Genomic DNA, 23,170 nt, shown 5'->3' with positions numbered 1-23,170 from the left:
TTTTGTTTGCTACTTTAAGTAGCTTAATTCTATTCAAACGAGTTTTTCTTACTCTTTTGGTCTATCTCATCATGTCAAAGAACAGTGCCAACCGCGCTTTCTTTTCTCCGTGTCAGTCGCTTCGTTTGCGATTGGGATTGCAAAGGTAGAAAACATTTTTTCAAGTCCAATACCCAGGCAAGAAAAAAGTCGAAAAATTTGAAAGTTCTTCGACTTTTTAAATTATTCAAAAGCATTGTACAATTATTCGCCGGAAAGAAACGGATATTTATAGTCTTTCGGCGAAACGAGCGTCTCCTTCAGTGCACGTGGCGATACCCATCTCAGCAGGTTTAAAACGGATCCGGCCTTATCATTGGTACCCGATGCACGCGCTCCTCCGAATGGCTGCTGCCCTACTACGGCCCCGGTCGGCTTATCGTTTATATAAAAGTTACCTGCTGCGTTCACCAAATGCCTGGTTGCATATTCAATGGCATAGCGGTCTTTAGCAAAGACGGCACCCGTCAGTGCATAAGGAGAAGTGGCGTCGATGACGGGAATGATTTGCTCGAATTCATTTTCATCATACACATATATAGTGAGCACCGGCCCGAAGATCTCCTCGCACAGGGTCACATAATCCGGCTTGAAGGCCCGGATAATGGTCGGCTCGACAAAATACCCTTTGCTCTTATCAAAATTGCCGCCTGCGACGATTTCCGTCTCGGCGCTGGCCTTTGCCCCATCTATATAAGAAGCGATCTTGTCGAACGATTTTTCGTCGATTACCGCATTCACGAAATTCGAGAAATCCTCTACACCACCCATTTTGATCTCTGCCAGATCAGCCAGCATAAATCTTTTAACCTCTTCCCACAAATTGGAAGGAATATAAGCCCGCGAAGCCGCCGAGCATTTCTGCCCCTGGTATTCGAATGCACCTCGGACAAGGCCTGTAGCCACCGCCTTTGCATCCGCGGATTTATGCGCGAGCACGAAATCCTTACCGCCCGTTTCGCCCACTATTCTTGGAAATGTCTTATAAGCAGCGATATTCTCGCCGATCGTTTTCCAGATCGTTTGAAACACCTTGGTACTACCTGTGAAATGTACTCCAGAGAAATCAGGATGTTTGAAGATCACGTCGCCTGCAACCGGTCCATCTGTCAGAACCATATTGATAACGCCGTCAGGCAGCCCTGCTTCCTTGAAAATTCTCATGATTACATTAGCTGCGTATACCTGCGTAAAAGCCGGTTTCCAGATCACCACATTACCCATTAATGCAGGGGCAGCGGGCAAGTTTCCTGCAATGGCTGTGAAGTTGAACGGGGTAATAGCGAAGATAAAACCTTCCAGCGGACGGTATTCCATACGGTTCCAGACGCCTTCGGAAGATATGGGTTGCTCTTCATAAATATCCCGCATAAAATTCACATTAAGTCGAAGGAAATCAATGATTTCACAAGCCGAGTCGATCTCTGCCTGGTAGGCATTTTTAGACTGCCCCAGCATCGTTGCCGCATTCATTTCGGCGCGGTACGGACCGGCAATCAGCTCCGCCGCTTTCAGGAATATCGCTGCGCGTTGCTCCCAAGTAAGCGCTGCCCAGCCTTTTCTCGCTTCCAAAGCCGCATCGATCGCCTTAGCCACATCTTCCTTAGTTCCCTCGTGAAAATAGCCCAGAACGTGCTGATGATCGTGGGGCGGAGATACCACCTTTTTATTCTGCGAATAGACTTCCTCGCTACCTATGTATTGTGGTATATCAATGACTTTGGCGCGAGCCTCTGCCAGCGCTTTTTTGAGCTCTGAGCGTTCCGGGCTGCCTGGTGCATAGCTTTTAACCGGCTCATTTTTTAACACCGGCACATTGAAAATTCCTATCGACATGTTATTTGGTTTGTTATATTGATTATTCTACTTATTACTACTGAACAAAATTATCCGTCGGCACGATCCCCGCAATACTTTCAGTACAAAGTACCATTCACACATTTATTCCGAAAATCCATTTAAAAGTTGGCAAAATAACTGACCTGCTGGGATTTTAGTTAAATTTGCGCTCCCATTTTCCGGATCAATTTATATCAAAATGATATTCTATAGTACCAAAACTGCCGACTTGAAAGCTTCGCTGGAAGAAGCCGTTTTCAACAGCCTTCCTCCCGATAACGGTCTCTATATGCCCGAATTCATTCCGACGATTTCTAAGGAATTTATGGCCAACATTGAGAATAAATCCTTCAAAGAGATTGCCATCGAGGTGACCGCGACGCTTTTGGGCAGCGAAATTACAAGAAGCGAAATTGAATCCATCATTGATCGCGCATATGATTTCGAAGCGCCGGTGAAGAAGATCACGCCCAACGACTATGTGCTTGAACTGTTCCATGGCCCATCCATGGCGTTCAAGGACTTCGGAGCAAGGTTTATGGCCGCAATTATGTCCTATTTTTTGCAGCGCTCAAAAAAGGAAATCCGTATCCTGGTAGCCACATCGGGCGATACCGGTGGCGCAGTTGCACAAGGCTTTTACAAAGTACCAGGCATTTCGGTAACGATCCTCTACCCCAGCGGAAAAGTGAGCGATATTCAGGAAAAACAATTGACTACCCTCGGCCACAATGTAACGGCCATTGAAGTCGACGGAACGTTTGACGATTGCCAGCGCCTGGTGAAGGAAGCTTTCCTGGATCCTGAATTAAGTGCAAAATATAACCTGGCATCGGCCAACTCCATTAACATTGCCCGGCTCATCCCACAATCATTCTATTACTTCGCGGCTTACGCGCAACTGAAGAAATTGGGTAAACCTTTGGTAATCTCTGTACCAAGCGGAAATTTTGGAAACCTCAGCGCGGGTGTACTCGCCTATCGCATGGGTTTGCCGGTTGAGCATTTTATCGCCGCCACGAATGTAAACAATGCGGTTCCCCGTTACCTCGAGTCCGGCAACTATGAACCGCTTCCTTCCATTGAAACGATATCCAATGCGATGGACGTAGGTAGCCCGAGTAACTTTGTGCGGTTGACGCGCTTTTTCAATGACGACTGGAATGCAATCAATGAAAAAGTATCCGGCGCATTCTTCAACGATGAGCAAACGCAAAAAGCGATGCGCGAAGTTTTTGGGAATGCCAACTACGTGATGTGTCCACACACCGCCGTAGCCTACCGGGGTCTTCAGGAATACCGGAAAAAAACGAACAGTGATTTTACAGGCGTCTTCCTTTCGACAGCCCATCCGGCCAAATTTATCGACCTGGTAGAAGAAACATTGGGAAAAAGCATCGATGTACCCGAAAGATTGAAATCGCTGCTCGATATTGAAAAAGTGTCGATTAAAATGAAACCTGAATTTTCGGAATTCAAATCACTACTAATGAATGAGTTAAAATAGAAATACCTGAATTTAATGCGCCTGAGATTTGAGTATTTGACTGAATCCGGATAGAAGCACGTGAATTTTAAAACGTAAAAGGCCCCGAAGCGACAAACTCCGGGGCCTTTTTCTATTTGTAACAAAAATTCTCTAGTTGACTACATCACCTCTCAAAATCCGGAAGCGCTTCCTCGACTCGGCGACAAAAATGCTGCCCGGATATTTTTCCATCAGCTCCTGGTACAACTTCATCGCCTGGTCCTTGTCATTGAGTTTCTCCTGGTAGAGCTTCGCCATCGCGAAGAGCGCGTCGTCGCCATACAGGTCATGGCCAAATTTGGAATACAACAATTTCAGATCCGCCATCGCCTGCTGGTTGCTATCGAGCTTGATGTGAGTCTTCGCTGTAAGCCAGAGAATCTCGTCGGCGAGGCTATGGCTCTCGTATCTTTTATATAGCTGCTTTAAAGTATCAATTGCTTCGAACTTCTTGTTCTGGAACAATTGCAGCTCCACGGATGAGTAAGCCTTCATCGCCGCCTCGGTACTATCGAGGCCGGTGTTGTCCATGATCAATAACGAAAGCTCGTTGGCATCGTTCGCAATTTCGCGGCTCGTCGCTTTCTTCAGAATATCGAGTACCGCCTTGGCGAGTTCAAACTCTCCTTTAAAATAATGCAGCTTCGCATTCCGCAGCTTTGCTTCGTATCCCAGCACATCGTCTTTCTGCGATTTCTCGACTTGTGAATACACCAGCGTCGCTTCCCAGGGCTCGCCTTGCAGCAGATAAATATCCCCCAGGTCGAGCTTGCATTTATCTACAAAACTTTTCTCCGCCTTGCCCGCCTCGATTGCTGTTTGCAATATTTCGATCGCCTTTTTGAAATCATCCATATAGAATGCATTCAAAATCGCCATGTTGCGCAGCGCTTCGATCGTGCGAACATTCACGCCTAACTCGTCTACGAGTTGCTGATACTGTCCGAGCAGCTTCTGCACTTCGCTACGCTTTACCGGGTAGGTGTTTTTAACCTGCTCCTCCCTCGCGAAAATGGCCATTCTGCGAGCCACCGGGTAAAGTTGTCCTTTGGGATATTCTTTCACTAAATGATCGAAGATCGTGCCTGCATTGGTGTAATCATTGTTCTGCAAGGCCAGCATTCCGAGGTTGTAAAGCCGTGCCCCGTTGTGTTTAAAACGGCGGTCTAATGCTCGTTCCTGGATGAATGCCTTGTAAAAATCCTTGCGCTGCACCTGATACCAGATCAGCAGCTCATTATAGAAACCCTCCTGTGGGAACTTCTGGATCTTATCGTAAAGTACCTTTTCCAGCAATGCCTGCTCCTTCTCGTCCTTCGTAAAGTCCTGAAGCATATTCTGCACCACCTCGGTATTCTGGTAGCGCATACCATATGACAGCAGCTCGTCGATCATCTTTTCGGGCTGATTCAGGTCGCGGTACACGCTTGCCAGTTCGAGTTGGAAAATGTCATAACGCTTCGCACTCTCGCGCGCTTCGAGCAGGATATTCTTCGCCCATTCCGACTGGTTTTGTGCCCGGAATTCCTCCGCCAGATCGCGTTTAAGCTCCGTTCTCACACCGGACGCGGTAATGGCCTGTTCATACTTTTTGGACGCTTCTACGGTCTTTCCCTGATTCTCAAGCATAATGCCCCAGTTCAGGTAATACCATGCCGCATTATTGGCATCACCTTTAATCTGCTTTTTGAAAAATTGCTCGCCATCTCCCCACGCCTTGCTCTTCACGATACAGCTGGTATAGTTCTTAAGCGAGATTTTTTCAAAAGAGCTTTTCAGAAATGAAGAATAGTAACTAAGTGCCTTCGGACAATCCCCGTTTTTGAAATACTCCTCGGCCAGCTCCCGCTCGCCCTGCCCGAACGCCGCGGCCGCCCCGGAAAGCAGAAATCCTATCATCAAACAGCTCGTAACCCTTTTCATAATAGATAAAAAAATCTTTTTCCTTTAGTTATTATCCTTCAGTGTGCCTGTGGATTTGTGAATAAAAGCCTTATCCACTGTAGATTAACATACTTATTCACATTTTGTGGATAAGTATGCGTAGTTATCCACTGTAGAAATTTTGAAAATCAACATTTAAGTAGTTGAAATACAAGTTAGGAATTATTCTGTTCACATTGGAATGTGGGTAAAAGCCTTTAGTTGACTACATTTGTTATCCACAGTTTCTTAAGTGAATCAACGTACTGTTAACTACGATTTAGCTGTTGGTTATCCACTGCAGGACGAAATCCACTTTTTTATCCACACATATTAGGGGTTATCCACAAGCTTATTCACATTTTCACCCCTTTTACCAACAAAATTTCCGCGTTATTCACATAGTTATCCACAGACTGTAGACAAAAATGTCATTATTTTTCTTCAGGAATGGTGATGTTGATGTCGTTCAACTCGAAATTTGCCTTCAAAAGGATCTTATCCGGGAGGTAATAGATCGGTTCTGGCTGCAGGTCCTTGTCCATTTGGCCGGTGTCCCATCTCCTGTTACGATTTTTGTCGATGGTGATGCGCAAAAAGTATTTTCCTTGAGGGATATTCTTGAAAGTGTAGGGCGATTGGTAAAGTGTTTCGACGATTTTATACTGCTCGTCGACCAGGTCAAGAATGAAATGCACAGACGTATCAGCATTCGTCACGCGCCCGCGGATTACCCCATAATCTTCTTCCTTTAAAATAGTGTGCCGCAGCAGCGTTTTGGGAAGCGTATCACCTTCGACACTGATGATCGAGCCCTTGGGAATGTCCCACTTCACTGTGTCTTTAGCGAACGATTTTGCGTCGATTGTGAGGATATTGTGGTTTTTATTCCAACTGTATTTAAATGCATTTAGTGGCTCGTGTGTAAGGCTATCGGAGATTAATGCGATCTTCTGGTCGTCGATTGTGCGAACAGGTTTGTTTAGGACGAGCTTGTATGTGAAGGAATTGGTAAGCGGCTTATTGGCTTCGGGAACGGTTGTAAGTGACAGCGGATCGAGTTGGCGTTGCTTACCGCGCTGCGCTTGAAATGCAATTTTTTGCTCGAATTCGCTGACAACTCCCAGGGAATCCAACGTTTTGAGTTTTACAAAAACGGTGTCGGGATGCGGTTCTACATTGAAAAATTTGAGGTTTGTGCCATTTGGTTCGAGCAGGTAGGGAAGTGAATCTTTATTAACGAATGTTACTTCTGCGTTTTCAATTGGCTTACTGAATACCACTGAATAGTTGTTCACTCTGGGCAGCGTGCGCTGTACCTTTAAGGGAGTGTTATCGGAAAGATACATATTCAAGTGGTAAGACACGGAATCGGTGCCGGCGGTGATGGTTTTGCCCCAAAATCCCATACGCTCATCTTTTGCGTTGAAAAGCATGTTGCGGTTTTTATCGTCAATTGCGATGAGTTTGTATTCTCTTGTCTGGATATTTTCAATGGAAAATACGCCGCTGCTATCCGTGCGGGAGAAGTAGTAGGGCTTTTGTTTGGCGATGTTGAGCGTATCGCTGACATTATACAGGCCCACGAGCGCGTCGAAAATCGGCTTGTTGGTGCGGATATCTTTCAAAGTCCCGTACACACGCCCGGAGTCGAGCGAATTGCCGGTACTGAAGACAATTTTGAGGTTTTTCGCGGGATTTTTTTCCGCAAAGTCCTTGATCGCGTCACCGAAGTTGAGGGTGAAGGTAGTGCTGTCCTTGAATTGATTTTTGAATGTAAGCAGTACCGACATCCCGTTTTGCTTGTAGGAATAGGGGTTGTCGGCCTCGGGTGTGATCACGAGTTTCTGGTTGATATTGTCCACCACCACATATTCGTCGAAGAACAATTCGACCTTTCTGCCTTTAAAATTGAGGGTTTTGTTCATGGGATTACTCTCCACGAGCATGGGTGGAATGGAGTCTCTCTTGCCTCCGGTAGGCGGTACTTGTTGGGCGCAGCGTTCGAAGAAGAACAGTATGAGGATGGCAAATACAATCGTTCTAAGCATTTCAGTTGAATTTAAAAAGCCCCCAATACAGTGGGTATTGAGGGCCGTTTGATGTGTTGGTACTGGTCAGTTTTTCGTGATAATGTAGATCAGACTGGAAGTATTGAGCTCTTTGTTGGTGCCTGCACGGCCTTTGAAATTGGACTGCAGACCAGTGACTGCACTATCGATTAAGTTGGTTTTGCCGCTTTTATATTTAGTACTCAGCATACTCACGTAAAAAGAATCAAACCACATCGGGAGTATCTTTTTTACGGTCAATCCGTGCGTTTGGAGAAGCTTTTTCATTGTAGCACGGGTGAAATGGTACAAATGGCGAGGAACGTCGTAGGCGGCCCAAAAACGGCCATATTTCAGGGCGTCATGCGATTGTGGATTGGGTACCGCAATAAGGATACGTCCATTTGGTTTTAAATGCTTTTGCAGCCAGTCTATCGTTTCGTTCAGTTTGTGGACGTGTTCCAGTACGTGCCACATTGTGATGATGTCGTACTGCCGTCCTCCCAAATCCGCCTCAAAAATGCTTTCAAAAATGGTCGCTCCTACCCTTTTAGAAGCCACTTGACGCGCTCCTGAATCGGGTTCGGTACCAAAAGTTTTCCAGCCGTCGACCTTGACAGCGCTTAGGAAATTGCCGGTTCCACAGCCGATATCGAGTAATGTTCCTTTCGGCTGAACGAGACTGTTGATGAGTTTTACCTTCTGTTCAATTGTATGATTTCTCACAGAAGTGTACACTTTACTCATCAGATCCTTGGCTTCATCATGATGAGAAATGTAGTCTTGCGACTCATAATACGCGCCAATCGATCCTTCCGACGGTCGCGGATTCGTGAACAGAAAGTAGCAGGAATTGCATTGCTGGATCGTGAATTCTTTGTGTGAAACGGTATAATCCTCCACATTCAGATAATTGCTGAAACTGGATTGCTGGCATACCGGGCATTTGTCGAGCGTTTCTAAAGACATTAGCGGCCTATGTAAAGCATTAAAACAGATATATCCGAAGGGCTGACACCGCTGATGCGCGACGCCTGGCCGATCGTGGAAGGGCGTGTTCTTTTCAGTTTTTCACGGCCTTCAAAGGACAAGGAAGTGACCCCGTCGTAGTTGAAATTATCGACGATGGCGAGGTTTTCGAGCTTATTCATTTTCTCCACGAGCAGCATTTCCTTCTCAATGTAGCTGTCGTATTTAAGATTGATCTCTGCCTGCTGCACGGAATCTGTGCTATATTCTGCCAGCAATTCGGTTACTACGGGACTTGCTTCGAGCAGCTGGTCAATGGAAATCTGTGGCCTTCTGAGCAGCTGCGCGATCGGGATTTTCTCACGGATCGGTGCGGTACCGATCGCTTCCAATGCACTGTTAATCTCGTCGGGAGTCAGTTTGGTCACATTCAGTTTGGCGATGATCTCTTCCGTTTCGCGTTTCTTTTTGCGCACTGCCTCTACCCGCTCTTCGCTGGCCAAACCGATTTCGTAACCTTTTTCGGTAAGCCTCAAATCCGCATTATCCTGGCGAAGTAATGTGCGATATTCGGCGCGGGAGGTGAACATGCGGTAGGGCTCTTCGGTGCCCTTGTTAATGAGGTCGTCGATAAGCACGCCGATGTATGCTTCCGATCTTTTCAAAACGAATGGACCAAGATCGTTCACATTCCGGTGGGCATTAATGCCGGCCATGAGTCCCTGGCAAGCAGCCTCCTCGTACCCTGTGGTGCCATTGATTTGGCCTGCAAAAAAGAGGTTCTTCACCAAATGTGTTTCGAGCGTAGATTTCAGCTGTGTCGGTGGGAAATAGTCGTACTCGATCGCGTAGCCCGGACGGAACATTTTGGCGTTTTCAAAGCCAGGTATTTTCCTGAGCGCTGCATATTGTACGTCCTCCGGCAGCGACGTCGAGAAGCCATTGACATATACTTCCACGGTATCCCATCCTTCCGGCTCAACGAAAATCTGGTGACGGTCTTTGTCGGCAAAGCGGTTGATTTTGTCCTCCACCGACGGGCAGTAACGGGGTCCGAGTCCCTTAATGCGTCCGGAAAACATGGGCGATTTTTCGAAGCCGGTTTTCAGCACGTCGTGTACTTCCTGATTGGTATAGGTGATCCAGCAGCTGCGTTGCTTGGCGAGCGGCTTGGTATCGGTGTAGGAGAATTTAGCCGGATTTTCATCGCCGGGTTGCTCTTCCATTTTCGAATAGTCGAGTGAGCGGCCGTCCACACGCGGGGGCGTACCGGTTTTCATGCGCCCCGCTTCGAAGCCGAGAGTTACCAATTGCTCGGTCAGGCCGGTGGCAGATTTCTCCCCGGTGCGTCCGCCGCCGAAGTTCTTTTCGCCGATATGGATGAGTCCATTCAGGAAGGTACCATTGGTTAGCACAACGGCCTTCGATCGGATTTCAATGCCTAGGCTTGTTACTACCCCGCAAGCTTTGCCGTCCTCGACGATGATGTTCTTAGCCGTATCCTGCCAGAAATCAACGTTCGGATTGTTCTCGAGAATAGACCGCCATTCTTCCGCAAATCTTACTCTGTCGCTTTGGCAACGGGGGCTCCACATGGCCGGACCTTTGGAGAGGTTCAGCATCCGGAACTGGATCATTGTTTTGTCGGAGACGATCCCCGACTGTCCGCCGAGCGCATCGATTTCGCGGACGATCTGTCCTTTCGCGACGCCGCCCATGGCGGGGTTGCACGACATCTGTGCGATTGTGTGCATATTCATTGTGATCAGCAGCACCGACGAACCCATCGTCGCTGCGGCAGCGGCGGCTTCACATCCTGCATGGCCTGCGCCTACCACGATCACATCATATTCCTGAAACATATTATTACTCACTTGTTAAACCACTTTAATTAAAGTGTTCCACGTGGAAATTTAACTAGAACAGCCTAAGATACTCATCTTCTTTAGCCCTCATGGCCGTTTTAAGCGCTTCACTCGTGTCGTCATAACCCGCGAGGTGGAGCAGCCCATGAATGAGCACACGGCGCATTTCTGTGTCAAAATCGGTGTGGAACGTTGCTGCATTTTCACGTACCCTATCTACACTGATGTAAATGTCCCCTTCCAATTGATTGTCTTCCTCACTATTGTCAAACGTAATGATGTCAGTGAAATAGTCGTGATCGAGATACTGCTTGTTAATTTCGAGAAGGTACTCGTCCGAACAGAACACGTAATTCAATTGAGATAGCTCATAACCTTCTGAAATTGAGGCGTTTTTGAGCCATTTTTTGGTTTTTATCGGATTAACTACCTTAAAATCAATGTCTTCCGAGAAGAAACTTACCATGTTTGATAGCCATACACCATCGCCCGGTCAAGTGGCGCCAGGTGTATGATATTTAAATATTTGATCGTAAATAATTTACAAACTTACGAAGTCTGTCATTAAGAACATGAAAAACAAGGGATAGCGGCTGTAAACCCTGTTAAAAAGAGTTAACGCTATCCCCTACCCTAGCCCAACAAAATGGGCGTATGATCAGTTCTTGGCCTGGTATTTACGGAAGTAGTTGTCCACCTCGCGTTTGTAGAATGGTGAGAATGTGGGCGGTATCGTACGAAGCAGTTCGGTTTGCTTCTCTTTCTCGCGGATGTATTTTTCAAATGCGGCAGGTGGCTGTTTAGGCAGCTGCTTAGCAGCCTGTGCTTTGCGTTGCTCGTCCTCGTCTTGCTCTTTCATAGCTTTCTCGGATTCGAGCAGGCGTGTGGTGATCTCCTGATTGCGTTTGATCAGCTCCGGCGTTACGCGTTTGTTCACGAGATCGGTTTCGGATTCGTCCATCTTGTCGGCGATGTCCTGCAATTCCTTGCCCATTTGCTGGCCCTGTTTGGTACCTTTCTGCTGCTCCATAAGGTCCTGGATCATCTTCCGGATTGCGGCTTGCTGAGCGGCCATTCTCGCCAGCTGTTCCGATTGGTTGCCCTGTCCTTCCTTACCCTGTCCAAGTTGTTTGATCTGCCCGTTCAGTTTCTCCTGCATTTCGCCCATGCCGGGTTGCTGGCCTTTCTGCTTACCCTTCTTGCCTTTCCCGGCGCCGGGCATAGCCATCGCCATTTGCTGTTGCATTTGGTTAAAGACGTCGCTCAGCATTAATGCGAGGTTATTCATGGAGGTCATCGCGAACTGCTGCTTAGAAGTGGCGACATTAATCTGCCGATCCTTAATGCTTTTCACGCTTTCATTCATGTACGACTTCATATCGTTCAGCTCGCGGGTGATGAACGACTGGATCTGCACCACGCGGCTCGCCAAGGCATACAGGCTGTCCTCTACGATCTTCGCGTCGTCTTTCAGTTTCAGTTGCTGCTGGCCGAGTTTTACAAAACGCGGATCTTGCAAGCTTACGCCGCGGAAATCTTTCATTAAGGTCTCCTGGTCGAAGGACAATGTGATCAGATTTTCCAGAATGTCGCGCAGTGCATCGAGGTTTTCCTGCATTTGCTCCATTTCCGCCGACTCCATTTGTTCCTGCATCGACTGCGCCATTTTCTTCATCGACTTTGCTGCATTTTTTTGCGACTGGGACGCTTTCTGGTTCTGTTGTTTACTCAGCTCCTGCTTACTCTGTTCCATCTGCTCAGAAGCGTTTTTTTGCTCCTCTTTCTGCATGTCGAGCTCCTGTTCCAGGTCCTTGCTCATTTCCTCAATCTCCTTACTGTTCTCCTGCGCTTTTTTGAAGTCGTCCTGGATTTTCTCCTGCTCTTTTTTCAAGTCTTCATTCTTACCCTGCTTATCGTCGGAATTTTTGTTCTTGTCGTTTTGCTCTGATTTTTCCGCGAGATCCTCTTCCTTATCGGCCAAATCGTTCAGCTTTTCAGCAAGGTTTTCCATTTTCTGCTCCATTTGCATTTGCTTGAAGAGCTTCATGGTTCTTTCCAGTTCTTTTTCGAGGTTATTCTCCTTATTACGGAGCTTTTCCAACATCGTCGACATCCGCTCGCTCTGTTTTTGTTCCAAAAGCTTTTTGAGCTCTTTATACAGCTTCTCGGTATCCTCGTCCATCAAATCGTTCATCAGTTTCTGCAGCTGCTCAATTTTGGCTTGTAACTCGGGACTCTGCTGATTGAATTGCCGCGCCTTTTCATTGGTATCCTGATGCTTTTCTTTCAATGCTTCCAACTCCTTCATGAGCTCCTCGCGCTTGCGTAGCACCTCCTCGATCTGTTTCTGCTCTTTGAAATCGAGTTCTTTATTGCTTTTAAGCCGGTTATCCAGATTCTCGATATCCTTTTGCAGGCTCTGTGCCTTCTTCATTGCCGATTGCATTTGATTCTCGGTTTCCTGCTCCGATTTCCGTACCTCGGCTTCCAGTTGATCTTTGGAGGGTACGGTGAACTGGATCGAGCGCGAACGGGCGCTCTTCGCGCCATTTACGCCGTCATTGTCCCAAACCTGGGCATAATACTCGATCTTGTCACCTGGGGCGAGTTTGAGGCTATCTACATACCATTGGAAAAAGAAACTCTGGGTATTGACGGTTTTGTTAAATGGAATAGGAATGCTCTTCGGCGCTGCCGGCTTGTCCTCATTGGCTCTCTTCACCGAATAGAACATTCGTAGCTGCGAAAACCCGTAATCGTCGCTGATCGAACCACCCAGCACGAGATAGTTGTATAATGTGGTATCCTGGAAATTTTCCAGGTTCATGACCGGATATTTGTCGGGAATGACATTGATGAAATAGCCGATCTTGTCCGAATTCGACGTCTGATCATTTTTCAGATTTACTTGGTATTGAGCCGATTTTCGAACCGTTCTGCGAATTTCGAAATGGTCGCCATTGCTCTCTTTTGCAGTATACAATGCCGAGTCGTTTTCGAACTTAATGGCTAATGCTTTGGTAGAAGAAGTATTGAAATTCCACTCGATGGTCGTGCCTTCCGGTACCGAAAGGTTCCCTACATTATTCAGACCTTCTGAAGGTTTGTTGAGATACGCAGGATAATGCAAATTCACATCAAATGATAGCAGCGACGGCCGTTCGTCCACTACAATGCGATATTCTTCGGAAGCATAGCCCGCGGCGTCGAAAGAGAAAGCGACGTCGCGCTGCAGGTTTTTGAATGTGTAGGAAAAATCCTTCGTGCTTTCCTGTGTCAGTTTGAAGCGGGTACCATTCTGTACGAGGTAAACGGCGGATGGTATAGCCTCTCCTTTCAAGGTGAGGTTTAATGTAAAATCCTCATTCCGAAATGCTTTCAGGCTCTTGTTCTGCAGTTCGAAAGAGAATGGTGCGTAGGTGTAATTCTTCTGAAAATGGATTATGCGATCCGAACTTGACGAGAAAAATGAAGGATTAAAAAGCAAAATCACTGCGATGGCGGCGAGCGGGTATACCGCGTACTTGAGCCTCTTTTTATTCTCATTAAAACGAATGGCATCCGAAAAGCGGACGATCAGCAGCTGGCTCGACTTCTGCCGGATACTGGCCTCAATGAGGTCCGATTGCATTCCCGTCAAATTTCGAAGCTGCAATGTATTCACGAGCTTATCTCCTACCTCAGGAAAATACTGCCCGATCTGCAATGCGGCTTGTTCATCGGAAAGCGGTTTTCTTAATCCGTATAAATGGATCAATGGCTGTACCACCCATTGTACGAACGAAAACACCAGCACCGCCAGGAAGCCAAAAAACAGCATCCCGCGCACCACCGAGCTGAACCGCCCGAAATACTCGATCGTATTGAAAAACAAAAAGACAGTCAGCAGCAGCCCGATCGAGAAGATCGCGCCTTTGAGTAACTGGTTCTGATAATATTTCTGTCGGTATTCCTGAATGCGTAGCAACAGGCCTTCCATTGAGGTAGTGAAAGGAGCCATAGTGGTCTAGGTATAACTGTGAAGTTTTTATAACGCATGTGGCATCTAAAAATTACCGAGTGCCCATATGCGTTAAAAACAAAGAAATATAGCGAATTCCTGCTGCATTTACCCCAGAAATTATCGAAAATCGGGGAATAGTAACACCGTCAGAGTGTAATCAGCAAGCCGGCTGAAGCGTAGTTGATCCAGTTGAAATTGTAAATCTTATCATTGTCAGCGCCGCCTTCGAGCATGCGGTACCCGAGCTTGACCGCGATCGTGTTGTTGAAATTGTAAGCAATGCCGCCGAAGATGTCTTCGGCACGTCCCTGCTTCGCGGCGAGTGCATCGCCTTCTAGGATGACGGACCAGTGGTAGGCAGGTTTCCAGGAAGCATAAAAATTAATGAGTGGAACAAAACCAAGGTTGTCATAATGCGTGTCGGCGTACTCGCTCTTGAACCGGATGTCGGCGTCGCGGATCTTGGCGGTGAGCCCCGCCCCTACCCTCCACTTTCCATTGGCAAAAAAATCGTAGCGATAGGTAAGCCTGTACGAGTTGAACCGGTAATCTACATTGAGTGGTTGTCCCGGTAGAAAATTGTGATTGTTAAAATTGGTGTTCTCTGAAAGCGTCCCACGGTAGTGAATCGTCAATGGCGCGAACAATGCGGAGATATTGTGGCGGTTGCCGATCCGGTACCCCGCACGAATGCGATAAAACCCACTCCGATCCAGGTCGAGCTGCTCTGGAAGATTCACGCGCGTTCCGCGTCCGCTTAGAATTTGTACTTTATTGTAGCTGGTGTTCAATACCAGCCCGCCTTCGACGTCGAAATTGAACTGTGCGAATACAGGCGTATATGCGCTGCATATGAGGATGGTGAGTAGCAAAAAGAAGGCTTTCATAGGCAGCATTGGGATATAAAAAAACAAACAACCCGTTAACAGGTTGTTTGTACAAAATTAATGCCTGAAGAAAAATAAAATCGGTCGCTCCGCGACGAATTATGCCGGAATTGCCTCTGAAGAATTTTTTACTTCTCTTACAAACGCCCTAATATCGTTTTCAAGGTTGGTACTCTGCTGCAACACGCGGATGAACGCGCTTCCGATGATCGCACCGGCGGCGTGGCTCGAAGCTTTCACGAAAGTGTCATGGTCTTTAATTCCAAATCCGATTAGTCGCGGATTGCGAAGCTTCATGGCATCTAGTTTTTCGAAGTATGCTTCCATGTCGCCGCTCACACCGGATTTCGAACCGGTAACACTGGCAGAGGAAACCGTATAGATGAAACCTTCGCTCACCTCGTCGATCTGGCGAATGCGCGCTTCCGAAGTCTGCGGCGTAACCAGGAAGATATTCAGCAAACCGTGCGCGTCGAACACGGATTTGTATTCATCCAAATACACGTCCATCGGCATATCAGGCAAAATGAGCCCGTCGACACCCACTTCGGCACATTTGGCGCAAAATTCCTTGATACCGTATTGCAATACCGGATTGATATAACCCATTAACAGCACCGGCACAGTAATCGTGTCCCGCATACCTTGCAGTTGATCGAACAGAATGCGTACCGACATGCCGTTTTCCAACGCGCGGTCATTGCTTTGCTGGATTGTCTCACCGTCGGCTACAGGGTCGGAATAAGGCATTCCAATCTCCACCAGGTCGGCACCGCCATCCTGCAATGCCCGCAATACACGGGTAGTATCGTTCAGCTCCGGGAAACCGGCCGTGAAATACACGTTCAGCAGTCCCTGGCTGTCCGTAGTTTTATTAAAATTCTGAAAAAGACTTACAATGCGGTTCATTCTTGTGTCCAGTAGTCAACAACCAATACTTTGTCCAGGTGTGGTTCCAGGACTTTTACGAATGCTTTGTGCTCAGGGTGAGGCAGGTATACTTCACGGCCGGCTTCGCTGTCGAAGCTTACGAAAAACACGTGTGTGAAGCCTTGAGCCAGTCCCTCGGGGCTGTTGTTGGTACCCCACTCAAATCCTTTTACCTCTTTGATTTTCGAAGGGAGCTTACGGAAAGCGTCTTCCACTTCCTTCACTTGCGCTGGTGTTGAAGAATCCTTGAATTTGAAAAGAACAACGTGGCGCAGCATTTTTTTAGGTGGATTTGAAGGTGAAACAAACGACATGGTGCTGAAAAGGACCATGGAAGCAAGCAAAAAGAGTTTAAATCTCTGCATATGTGGTATGGATTAATGGTGATCCGGGACTAGGCCGAGCAGTTGAGGCATTCGCCTTCGTCGCTGAATTTCAGGCGATCGAACTCGCCCAGTTTTTCTTTCATTTCAAGGATCTCGTCTTCCATATCGCAACGTTCGAAGAGCGACAGTTCACCTGAGTTTACCTTTGCTTCCAGTTCCTGGATTTTCAATCGGAGATCGAAAACCTCTGGCAATGTCAATGTAGCCATGTGATGTTATATTGAGGTGAGAATTAATCGATGTATTTCATATAAGTACCCATATCCTTGTCGCCGCGGCCCGAGAGGTTCAATACCACCGTTTCGTTTTCGGAAGCGCCCAGACGGCCTAAAACGGCCAATGCGTGCGATGATTCCAGAGCGGGGATAATCCCTTCGAGGCGGGTGAGCTCGAACGCGGCCTGCACCGCCTCGTCGTCCGTGGCCGAAAGAAACGTTCCGCGGCCGCTGGCGGCAAGCCATGCGTGCTGCGGGCCGATGCCCGGGTAATCCAACCCTGCCGAGATGGAAAAAGGTTCCACTACCTGGCCGTCTTCGGTCTGCATCAGGATGGTACGGCTGCCGTGCAGTACACCGGGTTTGCCCAAAGCAACGGTGGCTGCGGAATGCCCGGAAGTCAGCCCCAACCCTGCCGCTTCGACGGCTACAAGTTTGACATTTTCTTCGTCGAGGAAGTGGTAGAATGCGCCTGCCGCATTGCTGCCGCCACCTACGCAAGCCACCACATAGTCGGGTGTTTCTTTGCCGGTATGCTCTTTGAGCTGCCAACGAATTTCCTCCGAAATAACCGACTGGAAGCGTGCTACCATGTCGGGATAAGGGTGTGGGCCTACCACAGAACCGATAATGTAATGCGTATCAACCGGGTTGTTGATCCAGTGGCGCATGGCCTCGTTGGTGGCATCTTTCAGCGTACGCGAGCCGCATGTAGCTGGGCGTACTTCCGCGCCGAGCATTTTCATGCGCGCTACGTTAGGTGCCTGGCGCTCGATATCGAGCTCGCCCATGTACACGATGCATTCGAGGTTCATCAATGCACATACGGTGGCTGTCGCCACGCCGTGCTGTCCCGCGCCGGTTTCGGCCACGATGCGTTTTTTGCCCAGGCGCTGGGCCATCAGAATCTGCCCGATGGTGTTGTTTACCTTGTGTGCGCCGGTATGGCAGAGATCTTCCCTTTTGAGGAAAATATTAGTTTTATATTTTTCCGAAAGCCGGTGTGCGGGGTAAAGCGGTGTTGGCCGGCCTACGTAATGGCGTAGTAAATCGTTGAATTCCTTTTGAAAAGAAGGGTCTGCGATTACTTGCAGGTAGTTTTCACGCAGTTCTTCAACATTCGGATATAGCATTTCAGGGATGAATGCGCCCCCGAAGGTGCCATAGTAACCGCGGTCATTTACCTGATACGACTTCTTTTCTGCAATTGATTCCATAAAATTTAAGCTTCCGCTTCTTCTTGCTCTTTTACACGAACTAAACTAAATAATTCTTCCAGCTTGGCGATGTCCTTCACACCCGGCTCGGTTTCGAACTTGCTGTTGACGTCGATGCCGTAAATAGGGAGTGTCTGCGATAAGCTGATAATCTCTTCGATGTTGTCGAGCCCGATGCCGCCGCTGAGGAGGAATGGCTTTTCATTATCGTATTTGCTCAGCAGTTTCCAATCGAATGCCGTGCCGTTGCCCCCCGGGTTTTCGCCTTTGGTATCGAACAAAAACAGGTCGCAAAACGATTTGTAGTTGTTTAGCATGGCAAAGTTGAACTTCTCGTCAATGGAAAATGCCTTGATCACGCTCACCCCTTTCTGACGTATGCTGCGGCAGATGTCGGGCATTTCGTTGCCGTGCAGCTGCACATACTGCAGGTCGTATTTTTTGACCATATTCAGGATATGCCCAGGGTTTGCATTCACGAATACCCCTACTTTTTTGATGCTCTGAGGAATGCTGCGGATGTATTCCTCGTTCAGTTCCTCGCCCACAAAGCGGGGTGATTTTTCATAGAAAATAAACCCTATAAAATTGGGCTGTAAGGCTACTACCTGTTCAATGTTGCCTTGCTGGCGCAATCCGCAAACTTTAATTTTCATAGGACCAGAGGATTTAGATTGCTATGTTGAGTTAAATTTTGTTGCAAACCTGTCAGTGCGGCGCCGGGGTTCGCAGTTTTCATAAATGTCTCTCCTATCAAAAAGCCCTTGTAGCCGTGTTGAAACAGCTTCACAATGGTTTCGGCATCTTTTAAACCGCTCTCTGAAATTTTCACGAAAGCATCGGGAATCAGCTCGCTCAATGCGATCGAGGTTTCGATGGAGGTTTCAAAAGTTTTCAGGTTACGGTTGTTCACGCCGACGATATCGATATGCTCGCCTGTACTTACAGCCAGTTCTTCCGCATCATGGACTTCCAACAGCACTTCCAGGCCCAGATCGTGCGCCCTGCGGCTCAAATGAGCGATTTCCGAAGGCGTAAGGCATGCTGCAATGAGCAAGATTACGTCCGCGCCGATGGATTTGGCTTCGAAAAGCTGGTATTCATCCACGATAAAATCCTTCCGGAGCATCGGAATCTGCGGGTTAGCCTTCCTGGCGGCGAGGAAATCGGCAAATGAGCCACCGAAAAAGTCGATATCGGTCAAAACGGAAAGTCCCACGGCACCTGAGTCCACATAATCCTTCGTCACGATTTCAGGCTGCACATCGGCATTGATAATGCCTTTTGAAGGGGACTTTCGTTTGAATTCCGAGATAATGCGGGGTGAAGTAGATGACCTTAGCGCCGCCGCGAGCGAGGCAGTCGGGCGCGCGAACAATGGCTCCTTTTCCAGGTCGGAAATGGACCGCTGCTTTTTCGATTCGCTGATTTCTTCCTGCTTGCGGGCGATAATTTTTTCTAAAATATTCATCTAAAAATGCTGTAACTGCAATTATAAAAAGGGAGAAATACTTCCCCGCTAACTATTCTTCGATCAATTTTTTGAAAGCAGCCAATGCTTTCTTGCTTTCGAGCGATTCCCGGGCTGTTTCCACGGCGTCGGTCAGCGACAACGCCGGATTGGCACAATAAAGCGCCATCGCCGCATTGGCCAGCACCGCCTGCTTCTGCGAAGGCGTTGCCGTGTCGTTCAAAACATTCATAAAAATCCGGGCGGACTCTTCCACCGTGACGCCGCCTGATAAATCTTCGGCGCGCAAAGTTTGAAGCCCTAGATGAGAGGGGGTAAGAACTTGCTCGGAATGAGCGGTGATAATCTTAAAAGCACCTGTCAATGACACTTCGTCGTAGCCGTCTAATGCGTGAAGAACCAGAAATTGCTTATCCGTTTGTTGGTAAAGATAAGCAAAAAGACGCGCTAATTCAAGACTAAATACGCCCACAAGCTGCTTTTTCGGCGATACCGGATTCACCATCGGACCCAGCATATTGAAGAACGTTTTCACGCCCAATTCCTTCCGTACCGGTGCTACATTCTTCATGGCCGGGTGGAAAAGAGGAGCATGCAAAAAGCACACACCCGCCTGGTCGATCTTCCGTTCCAGGTAATCCTTATCGTTCGTAAACTTCGCTCCCAGGTATTCCAGCACCGTCGACGACCCGCACATAGACGAAACGCCGTGGTTACCATGTTTGGCCACCCTTTGACCCGCCCCCGCCACGACAAAGCAGGATAATGTCGAAATATTAAATGTATCCTTGCCATCGCCTCCCGTTCCGCAAACGTCGATCGGATCATATGCCGACAAATCCACCGAAAGGCAGAGTTCGAGCAAGCCGTCACGGAAGCCTTCCAGTTCTTCGACGGTAATGCTGCGCATGGCATAGGTTGTTAAAAATGAAGCAATTTCTGAATTAGAATACTTGCCGGTTCCAATTCCCATCAGAACGTCTTTGGCTTGCGATTTGTCGAGGACTTTGTATTCAAAAAGATGGCTAAGAATGTGTTTCATGACAATTTTTAATTGCTAATATCGTCGGGTAAGGTGGTGTTAATTCAAATGCGGCGGGGTCAGATTTGCAACCAGTTTTGCAGCATTTCCTTGCCATGCTCGGTTAAAACAGACTCCGGGTGGAATTGGAGTCCTTTCACGTCGTATTTTTTGTGCGAAAGCCCCATCACCCGGCCTTTTTCGTCTACGGCAGTGATGCTAAGGTCGTCGGTGAATGTCTCCGGAATGACAGTCCAGGAATGGTACCGTCCGACTTTGATATGGGTAGGCAGGCCTTTGAAAATGCGCTCACTGGCGTCGGTAACGATGGCTGTGTCGGCAATACCATGCAGCACATCGGTCATATTCTCCAACTCGGCGCCGTAAACCTCCCCTATTCCCTGATGCCCCAGGCAAATGCCCAGAATGCTCTTGGAAGCACCGTATTCGCGGATTACGTCGTGCATAATGCCGGCTTCGGAAGGAATACCCGGACCGGGCGAAAGAAGGATCTTGTCGTAATTTCCGACGTCTTCCAGTGCGATCTTATCGTTCCGGTAAATGTCCACCTGGTCGTGCAGCTCGCGGAGGATGTACACGAGGTTGTAGGTGAAAGAATCGTAATTGTCGAGAACTAGTATTTTCATTTGGACGGTAAATTTCAAATCGTTTAAACGGCAATTTTGTAATCCAGGACCAACTCGTCCCCTGCTTTCCCACGAATGCCCCAGTTATGCGGCGGCGTTTCGGTGAGCGTGATTTCCACGTCGTTCGGCGTGATACCGAGCCCTTCTTCGAATTTCTGAAAGATCAGCCGGTACAAATGCTTCTTTGCTTCGATCGAACGGCCTTCAAACAGAGCGATCTCGATGACCGTGTAGCGCTCGCTCCGGCCTTCGGGATAAAAGAAATCTCCTTCATCAAGGTAAAAGAACCTGTGTGCTCGCTTATTTTGCGGGTACTGGAAGGCTTCTACAATGCAACTATGCAATGTATCGGACAGTTGCTCCCGGACCGCGTACAGAGAGGATTTGAGGCCGTATATTTTGATCTGTGACATGGCTGTTTCCCTTAGAGTTCTTCTGCTACCTTAATGGCCTGGCGCAATGCGGCCAATTTGCTGTTGATTTCCTGCAATTCACTTTCGACATTCGACTTCGCCACTACGCCCATTCCTGCACGGAAGAAAAGCGTATTGTCTTTGGCGAGAAAAGTCCGGATCGCGATCGCATGGTTGAAATCCCCATTGAAATCCATAAAACCGATGGCTCCGCCATAAATGCTGCGGTTGCTGGACTCCATCTGGTCGATGAGTTTCATGGCATTATGCTTGGGCGCACCCGATAAGGTGCCTGCGGGGAACGTGTCGGCCACGAGTTGAAGCGGGTTCACGTCCTTATTCATTTTGCCTACCACCTTTGAAACGAGGTGGATCACATGCGAGTAGTATTGTACTTCCTTGTAATTCGTCACTTTTACGGCGTCGCAGCTACGGCTCAGGTCATTACGGGCCAAATCCACTAACATGACGTGCTCAGCGGTCTCTTTGGGGTCGTTTAGCAGGTTTTGCGCGGCTTCCGCATCTGCCTGATCGTCGCCGGTGCGGCGGAATGTACCTGCAATCGGGTGAATTTCGGCCTGGCCGTTTTTAATGAATATCTGTTTTTCGGGAGAGGATCCGAAGATCTTGTAATTGCCGTAATCGAAATAGAAGAGGTAAGGCGAGGGATTGATCGAGCGCAAGGCGCGGTAAACATTGAACTCGTCGCCCTGGAATTTGCGGCTGAAACGACGAGAAGGCACGATCTGGAAGACATCACCGCGGAGGCAGTGGTCGATTCCCCTCTGGATCACTTTCCGCATTTCGTCGTCGGTAACGTTGGAGGTCTCATCGGCTGTTATACTGAAACCGTATTGCGGAAAATTCCGGTTCTTGATCAGCACCTCGATCTGATCGATACCAGCTTCCGCCGTTGTCTCGCCGTATTGATGTTCAAAAATGTAAAGCTCGTTTTTGAAATGGTTGATGGCGATAACGTACCGGTAAACCTGGTAGAATATCTGGTCAATTTCGGTCTCCTGGTTGGTCGGTTGTATTTCAATATCTTCGAAATAGGTCACCGCATCATAGGTCATATGACCAAAGAGGCCATTGGTGATAAAGGGAAACTTGCTCTTCTCGGATTTGAAGCTTTGAGCAAATCCGTACAAAGCCTGTACCGCATCCTTCCGGTTGGCTAGTTCGAAATTGACTTCAGAACCATCGGGGAACTTCTGGGTTACTATGCTATTGTTCAGCTTGAAAGAAGCAATAGGATCGCAGCAGATGTATGTAAATGAGTTTTCGTTGCCATGATAATCGGAGCTTTCCAGGAGGATTGTATTGACGAAGCGGTCTCGGAGCTTCAAATAGATCGAAACGGGCGTTAATGTATCGGCCAGGAGCTTTTTGTGGCGTGTGGTAATCTGATAAGTCTTGTCCAGGGTTTTCATGTGCAAGTAGTAATGTAAAGTGTATAAAAAAACGGCTCGCTGTCAGATGAACAGCGAGCCGTTTGTACGTATATTTTGATTCTATACCATGCAATAGCCTTACTTGTCCATCTTGGAAGGATAAGTACGCCACCACCAAATAGTATTGAATAATTTCATAGTTGATTGTTGCCTTGCGACAGTTACAGGGACAAATATAGGAAAAAGAATTATCGCTGCAGTCTTTTGCAAAATATTTCTGCAAGAATTTGCAAAGGGCTTTTACTTCAAAGCTTCATTTTGAGGGGCTGAACTTGATATAATCCTATTAAAAAACCTGCCATTGTGGCGTAT

General features: G+C 47.8%; 19 protein-coding genes. 1 reads left to right on the top strand and 18 read right to left on the bottom strand.

The genetic code is table 11. The features are described from left to right. Positions 1-243: 243 nt before the first annotated feature. The gene (gene pruA / locus ACQ4MZ_RS31275) at positions 244-1,875 is read right to left on the bottom strand and encodes an L-glutamate gamma-semialdehyde dehydrogenase (RefSeq protein ID WP_430851975.1); all 1,632 of its coding nucleotides are present in this window, start codon (positions 1,873-1,875) and stop codon (positions 244-246) included. A 202-nt stretch (positions 1,876-2,077) separates the two neighbouring features. Here pruA and thrC point away from each other — a divergent pair, with 202 nt between their 5' ends. Then, positions 2,078-3,385, top strand: coding sequence for a threonine synthase (gene thrC, locus ACQ4MZ_RS31270; protein ID WP_430851973.1), 1,308 nt, complete (start codon positions 2,078-2,080; stop codon positions 3,383-3,385). A gap of 132 nt (positions 3,386-3,517) precedes the next feature. On the opposite strand, the gene ACQ4MZ_RS31265 is transcribed toward thrC, so the two are convergent. The 17 genes from ACQ4MZ_RS31265 to ACQ4MZ_RS31185 form a co-directional block, all read right to left on the bottom strand. Further along, complete coding sequence (locus ACQ4MZ_RS31265) at positions 3,518-5,305, bottom strand: tetratricopeptide repeat protein (RefSeq protein ID WP_430851981.1); 1,788 nt, start codon at positions 5,303-5,305, stop codon at positions 3,518-3,520. A 458-nt stretch (positions 5,306-5,763) separates the two neighbouring features. Further along, the gene (locus tag ACQ4MZ_RS31260) at positions 5,764-7,380 is read right to left on the bottom strand and encodes an Ig-like domain-containing domain (RefSeq protein ID WP_430851971.1); all 1,617 of its coding nucleotides are present in this window, start codon (positions 7,378-7,380) and stop codon (positions 5,764-5,766) included. 66 nt (positions 7,381-7,446) lie between these two features. Next, positions 7,447-8,349, bottom strand: coding sequence for a class I SAM-dependent methyltransferase (locus tag ACQ4MZ_RS31255; protein WP_430851969.1), 903 nt, complete (start codon positions 8,347-8,349; stop codon positions 7,447-7,449). After that, positions 8,349-10,211, bottom strand: a complete 1,863-nt coding sequence (mnmG, locus tag ACQ4MZ_RS31250) for a tRNA uridine-5-carboxymethylaminomethyl(34) synthesis enzyme MnmG (protein ID WP_430851967.1) — start codon at positions 10,209-10,211, stop codon at positions 8,349-8,351. The genes ACQ4MZ_RS31255 and mnmG overlap by 1 nt, the downstream gene beginning before the upstream one ends. A 55-nt stretch (positions 10,212-10,266) precedes the next feature. After that, positions 10,267-10,680 (bottom strand): rRNA maturation RNase YbeY, encoded by a 414-nt coding sequence (gene ybeY / locus ACQ4MZ_RS31245; RefSeq protein ID WP_430851965.1) that lies wholly within the window; start codon positions 10,678-10,680, stop codon positions 10,267-10,269. 192 nt (positions 10,681-10,872) lie between these two features. After that, positions 10,873-14,193 carry a DUF4175 family protein gene (locus tag ACQ4MZ_RS31240; protein WP_430851979.1) on the bottom strand — a complete coding sequence of 1,107 codons (3,321 nt, stop codon included), beginning with the start codon at positions 14,191-14,193 and terminating at the stop codon, positions 10,873-10,875. 170 nt (positions 14,194-14,363) lie between these two features. Beyond that, complete coding sequence (locus ACQ4MZ_RS31235) at positions 14,364-15,104, bottom strand: hypothetical protein (protein WP_430851963.1); 741 nt, start codon at positions 15,102-15,104, stop codon at positions 14,364-14,366. Between the two features lie 99 nt (positions 15,105-15,203). Next, positions 15,204-16,013 (bottom strand): tryptophan synthase subunit alpha, encoded by an 810-nt coding sequence (trpA, locus tag ACQ4MZ_RS31230; protein ID WP_430851961.1) that lies wholly within the window; start codon positions 16,011-16,013, stop codon positions 15,204-15,206. Beyond that, complete coding sequence (locus tag ACQ4MZ_RS31225) at positions 16,010-16,366, bottom strand: Dabb family protein (protein ID WP_430851977.1); 357 nt, start codon at positions 16,364-16,366, stop codon at positions 16,010-16,012. The genes trpA and ACQ4MZ_RS31225 overlap by 4 nt, the downstream gene beginning before the upstream one ends. Before the next feature lie 62 nt (positions 16,367-16,428). Beyond that, positions 16,429-16,629, bottom strand: a complete 201-nt coding sequence (locus ACQ4MZ_RS31220; protein ID WP_015813244.1) for a hypothetical protein — start codon at positions 16,627-16,629, stop codon at positions 16,429-16,431. A 23-nt stretch (positions 16,630-16,652) separates the two neighbouring features. After that, positions 16,653-17,852, bottom strand: coding sequence for a tryptophan synthase subunit beta (gene trpB, locus ACQ4MZ_RS31215; RefSeq protein WP_430851959.1), 1,200 nt, complete (start codon positions 17,850-17,852; stop codon positions 16,653-16,655). Between the two features lie 5 nt (positions 17,853-17,857). Continuing rightward, positions 17,858-18,508 (bottom strand): phosphoribosylanthranilate isomerase, encoded by a 651-nt coding sequence (locus tag ACQ4MZ_RS31210; protein WP_430851957.1) that lies wholly within the window; start codon positions 18,506-18,508, stop codon positions 17,858-17,860. Then, positions 18,505-19,323 (bottom strand): indole-3-glycerol phosphate synthase TrpC, encoded by an 819-nt coding sequence (gene trpC / locus ACQ4MZ_RS31205; RefSeq protein ID WP_430851955.1) that lies wholly within the window; start codon positions 19,321-19,323, stop codon positions 18,505-18,507. The genes ACQ4MZ_RS31210 and trpC overlap by 4 nt, the downstream gene beginning before the upstream one ends. Before the next feature lie 52 nt (positions 19,324-19,375). Further along, positions 19,376-20,365: an anthranilate phosphoribosyltransferase gene (gene trpD / locus ACQ4MZ_RS31200; RefSeq protein WP_430851953.1), complete on the bottom strand. Its 990-nt coding sequence runs from the start codon at positions 20,363-20,365 to the stop codon at positions 19,376-19,378. Positions 20,366-20,424: 59 nt separating this feature from the next. Then, positions 20,425-20,991, bottom strand: coding sequence for an anthranilate synthase component II (locus ACQ4MZ_RS31195; RefSeq protein ID WP_430851951.1), 567 nt, complete (start codon positions 20,989-20,991; stop codon positions 20,425-20,427). Between the two features lie 23 nt (positions 20,992-21,014). Continuing rightward, complete coding sequence (locus ACQ4MZ_RS31190) at positions 21,015-21,404, bottom strand: tautomerase family protein (RefSeq protein ID WP_430851948.1); 390 nt, start codon at positions 21,402-21,404, stop codon at positions 21,015-21,017. A gap of 11 nt (positions 21,405-21,415) precedes the next feature. After that, positions 21,416-22,837, bottom strand: coding sequence for an anthranilate synthase component I family protein (locus ACQ4MZ_RS31185; RefSeq protein ID WP_430851946.1), 1,422 nt, complete (start codon positions 22,835-22,837; stop codon positions 21,416-21,418). Positions 22,838-23,170 lie beyond the last annotated feature (333 nt).

The sequence above is a fragment of the Dyadobacter sp. BHUBP1 genome (assembly GCF_050587785.1).
GTDB lineage: Bacteria > Bacteroidota > Bacteroidia > Cytophagales > Spirosomataceae > Dyadobacter.
The sequence above is the reverse complement of the archived record's forward strand: the minus strand, read 5'-3'. Positions and strand labels throughout refer to the sequence as shown.

Bases quoted from the DNA above. Each gene is read 5' to 3' on its own strand.
- pruA (WP_430851975.1), bottom strand. From the start codon at position 1,875: ATGTCGATAGGAATTTTCAATGTGCCGGTGTTAAAAAATGAGCCGGTT.
- thrC (WP_430851973.1), top strand. From the start codon at position 2,078: ATGATATTCTATAGTACCAAAACTGCCGACTTGAAAGCTTCGCTGGAA.
- ACQ4MZ_RS31265 (WP_430851981.1), bottom strand. From the start codon at position 5,305: ATGATAGGATTTCTGCTTTCCGGGGCGGCCGCGGCGTTCGGGCAGGGC.
- ACQ4MZ_RS31260 (WP_430851971.1), bottom strand. From the start codon at position 7,380: ATGCTTAGAACGATTGTATTTGCCATCCTCATACTGTTCTTCTTCGAA.
- ACQ4MZ_RS31255 (WP_430851969.1), bottom strand. From the start codon at position 8,349: ATGTCTTTAGAAACGCTCGACAAATGCCCGGTATGCCAGCAATCCAGT.
- mnmG (WP_430851967.1), bottom strand. From the start codon at position 10,211: ATGTTTCAGGAATATGATGTGATCGTGGTAGGCGCAGGCCATGCAGGA.
- ybeY (WP_430851965.1), bottom strand. From the start codon at position 10,680: ATGGTAAGTTTCTTCTCGGAAGACATTGATTTTAAGGTAGTTAATCCG.
- ACQ4MZ_RS31240 (WP_430851979.1), bottom strand. From the start codon at position 14,193: ATGGAAGGCCTGTTGCTACGCATTCAGGAATACCGACAGAAATATTAT.
- ACQ4MZ_RS31235 (WP_430851963.1), bottom strand. From the start codon at position 15,104: ATGAAAGCCTTCTTTTTGCTACTCACCATCCTCATATGCAGCGCATAT.
- trpA (WP_430851961.1), bottom strand. From the start codon at position 16,013: ATGAACCGCATTGTAAGTCTTTTTCAGAATTTTAATAAAACTACGGAC.
- ACQ4MZ_RS31225 (WP_430851977.1), bottom strand. From the start codon at position 16,366: ATGGTCCTTTTCAGCACCATGTCGTTTGTTTCACCTTCAAATCCACCT.
- ACQ4MZ_RS31220 (WP_015813244.1), bottom strand. From the start codon at position 16,629: ATGGCTACATTGACATTGCCAGAGGTTTTCGATCTCCGATTGAAAATC.
- trpB (WP_430851959.1), bottom strand. From the start codon at position 17,852: ATGGAATCAATTGCAGAAAAGAAGTCGTATCAGGTAAATGACCGCGGT.
- ACQ4MZ_RS31210 (WP_430851957.1), bottom strand. From the start codon at position 18,508: ATGAAAATTAAAGTTTGCGGATTGCGCCAGCAAGGCAACATTGAACAG.
- trpC (WP_430851955.1), bottom strand. From the start codon at position 19,323: ATGAATATTTTAGAAAAAATTATCGCCCGCAAGCAGGAAGAAATCAGC.
- trpD (WP_430851953.1), bottom strand. From the start codon at position 20,365: ATGAAACACATTCTTAGCCATCTTTTTGAATACAAAGTCCTCGACAAA.
- ACQ4MZ_RS31195 (WP_430851951.1), bottom strand. From the start codon at position 20,991: ATGAAAATACTAGTTCTCGACAATTACGATTCTTTCACCTACAACCTC.
- ACQ4MZ_RS31190 (WP_430851948.1), bottom strand. From the start codon at position 21,404: ATGTCACAGATCAAAATATACGGCCTCAAATCCTCTCTGTACGCGGTC.
- ACQ4MZ_RS31185 (WP_430851946.1), bottom strand. From the start codon at position 22,837: ATGAAAACCCTGGACAAGACTTATCAGATTACCACACGCCACAAAAAG.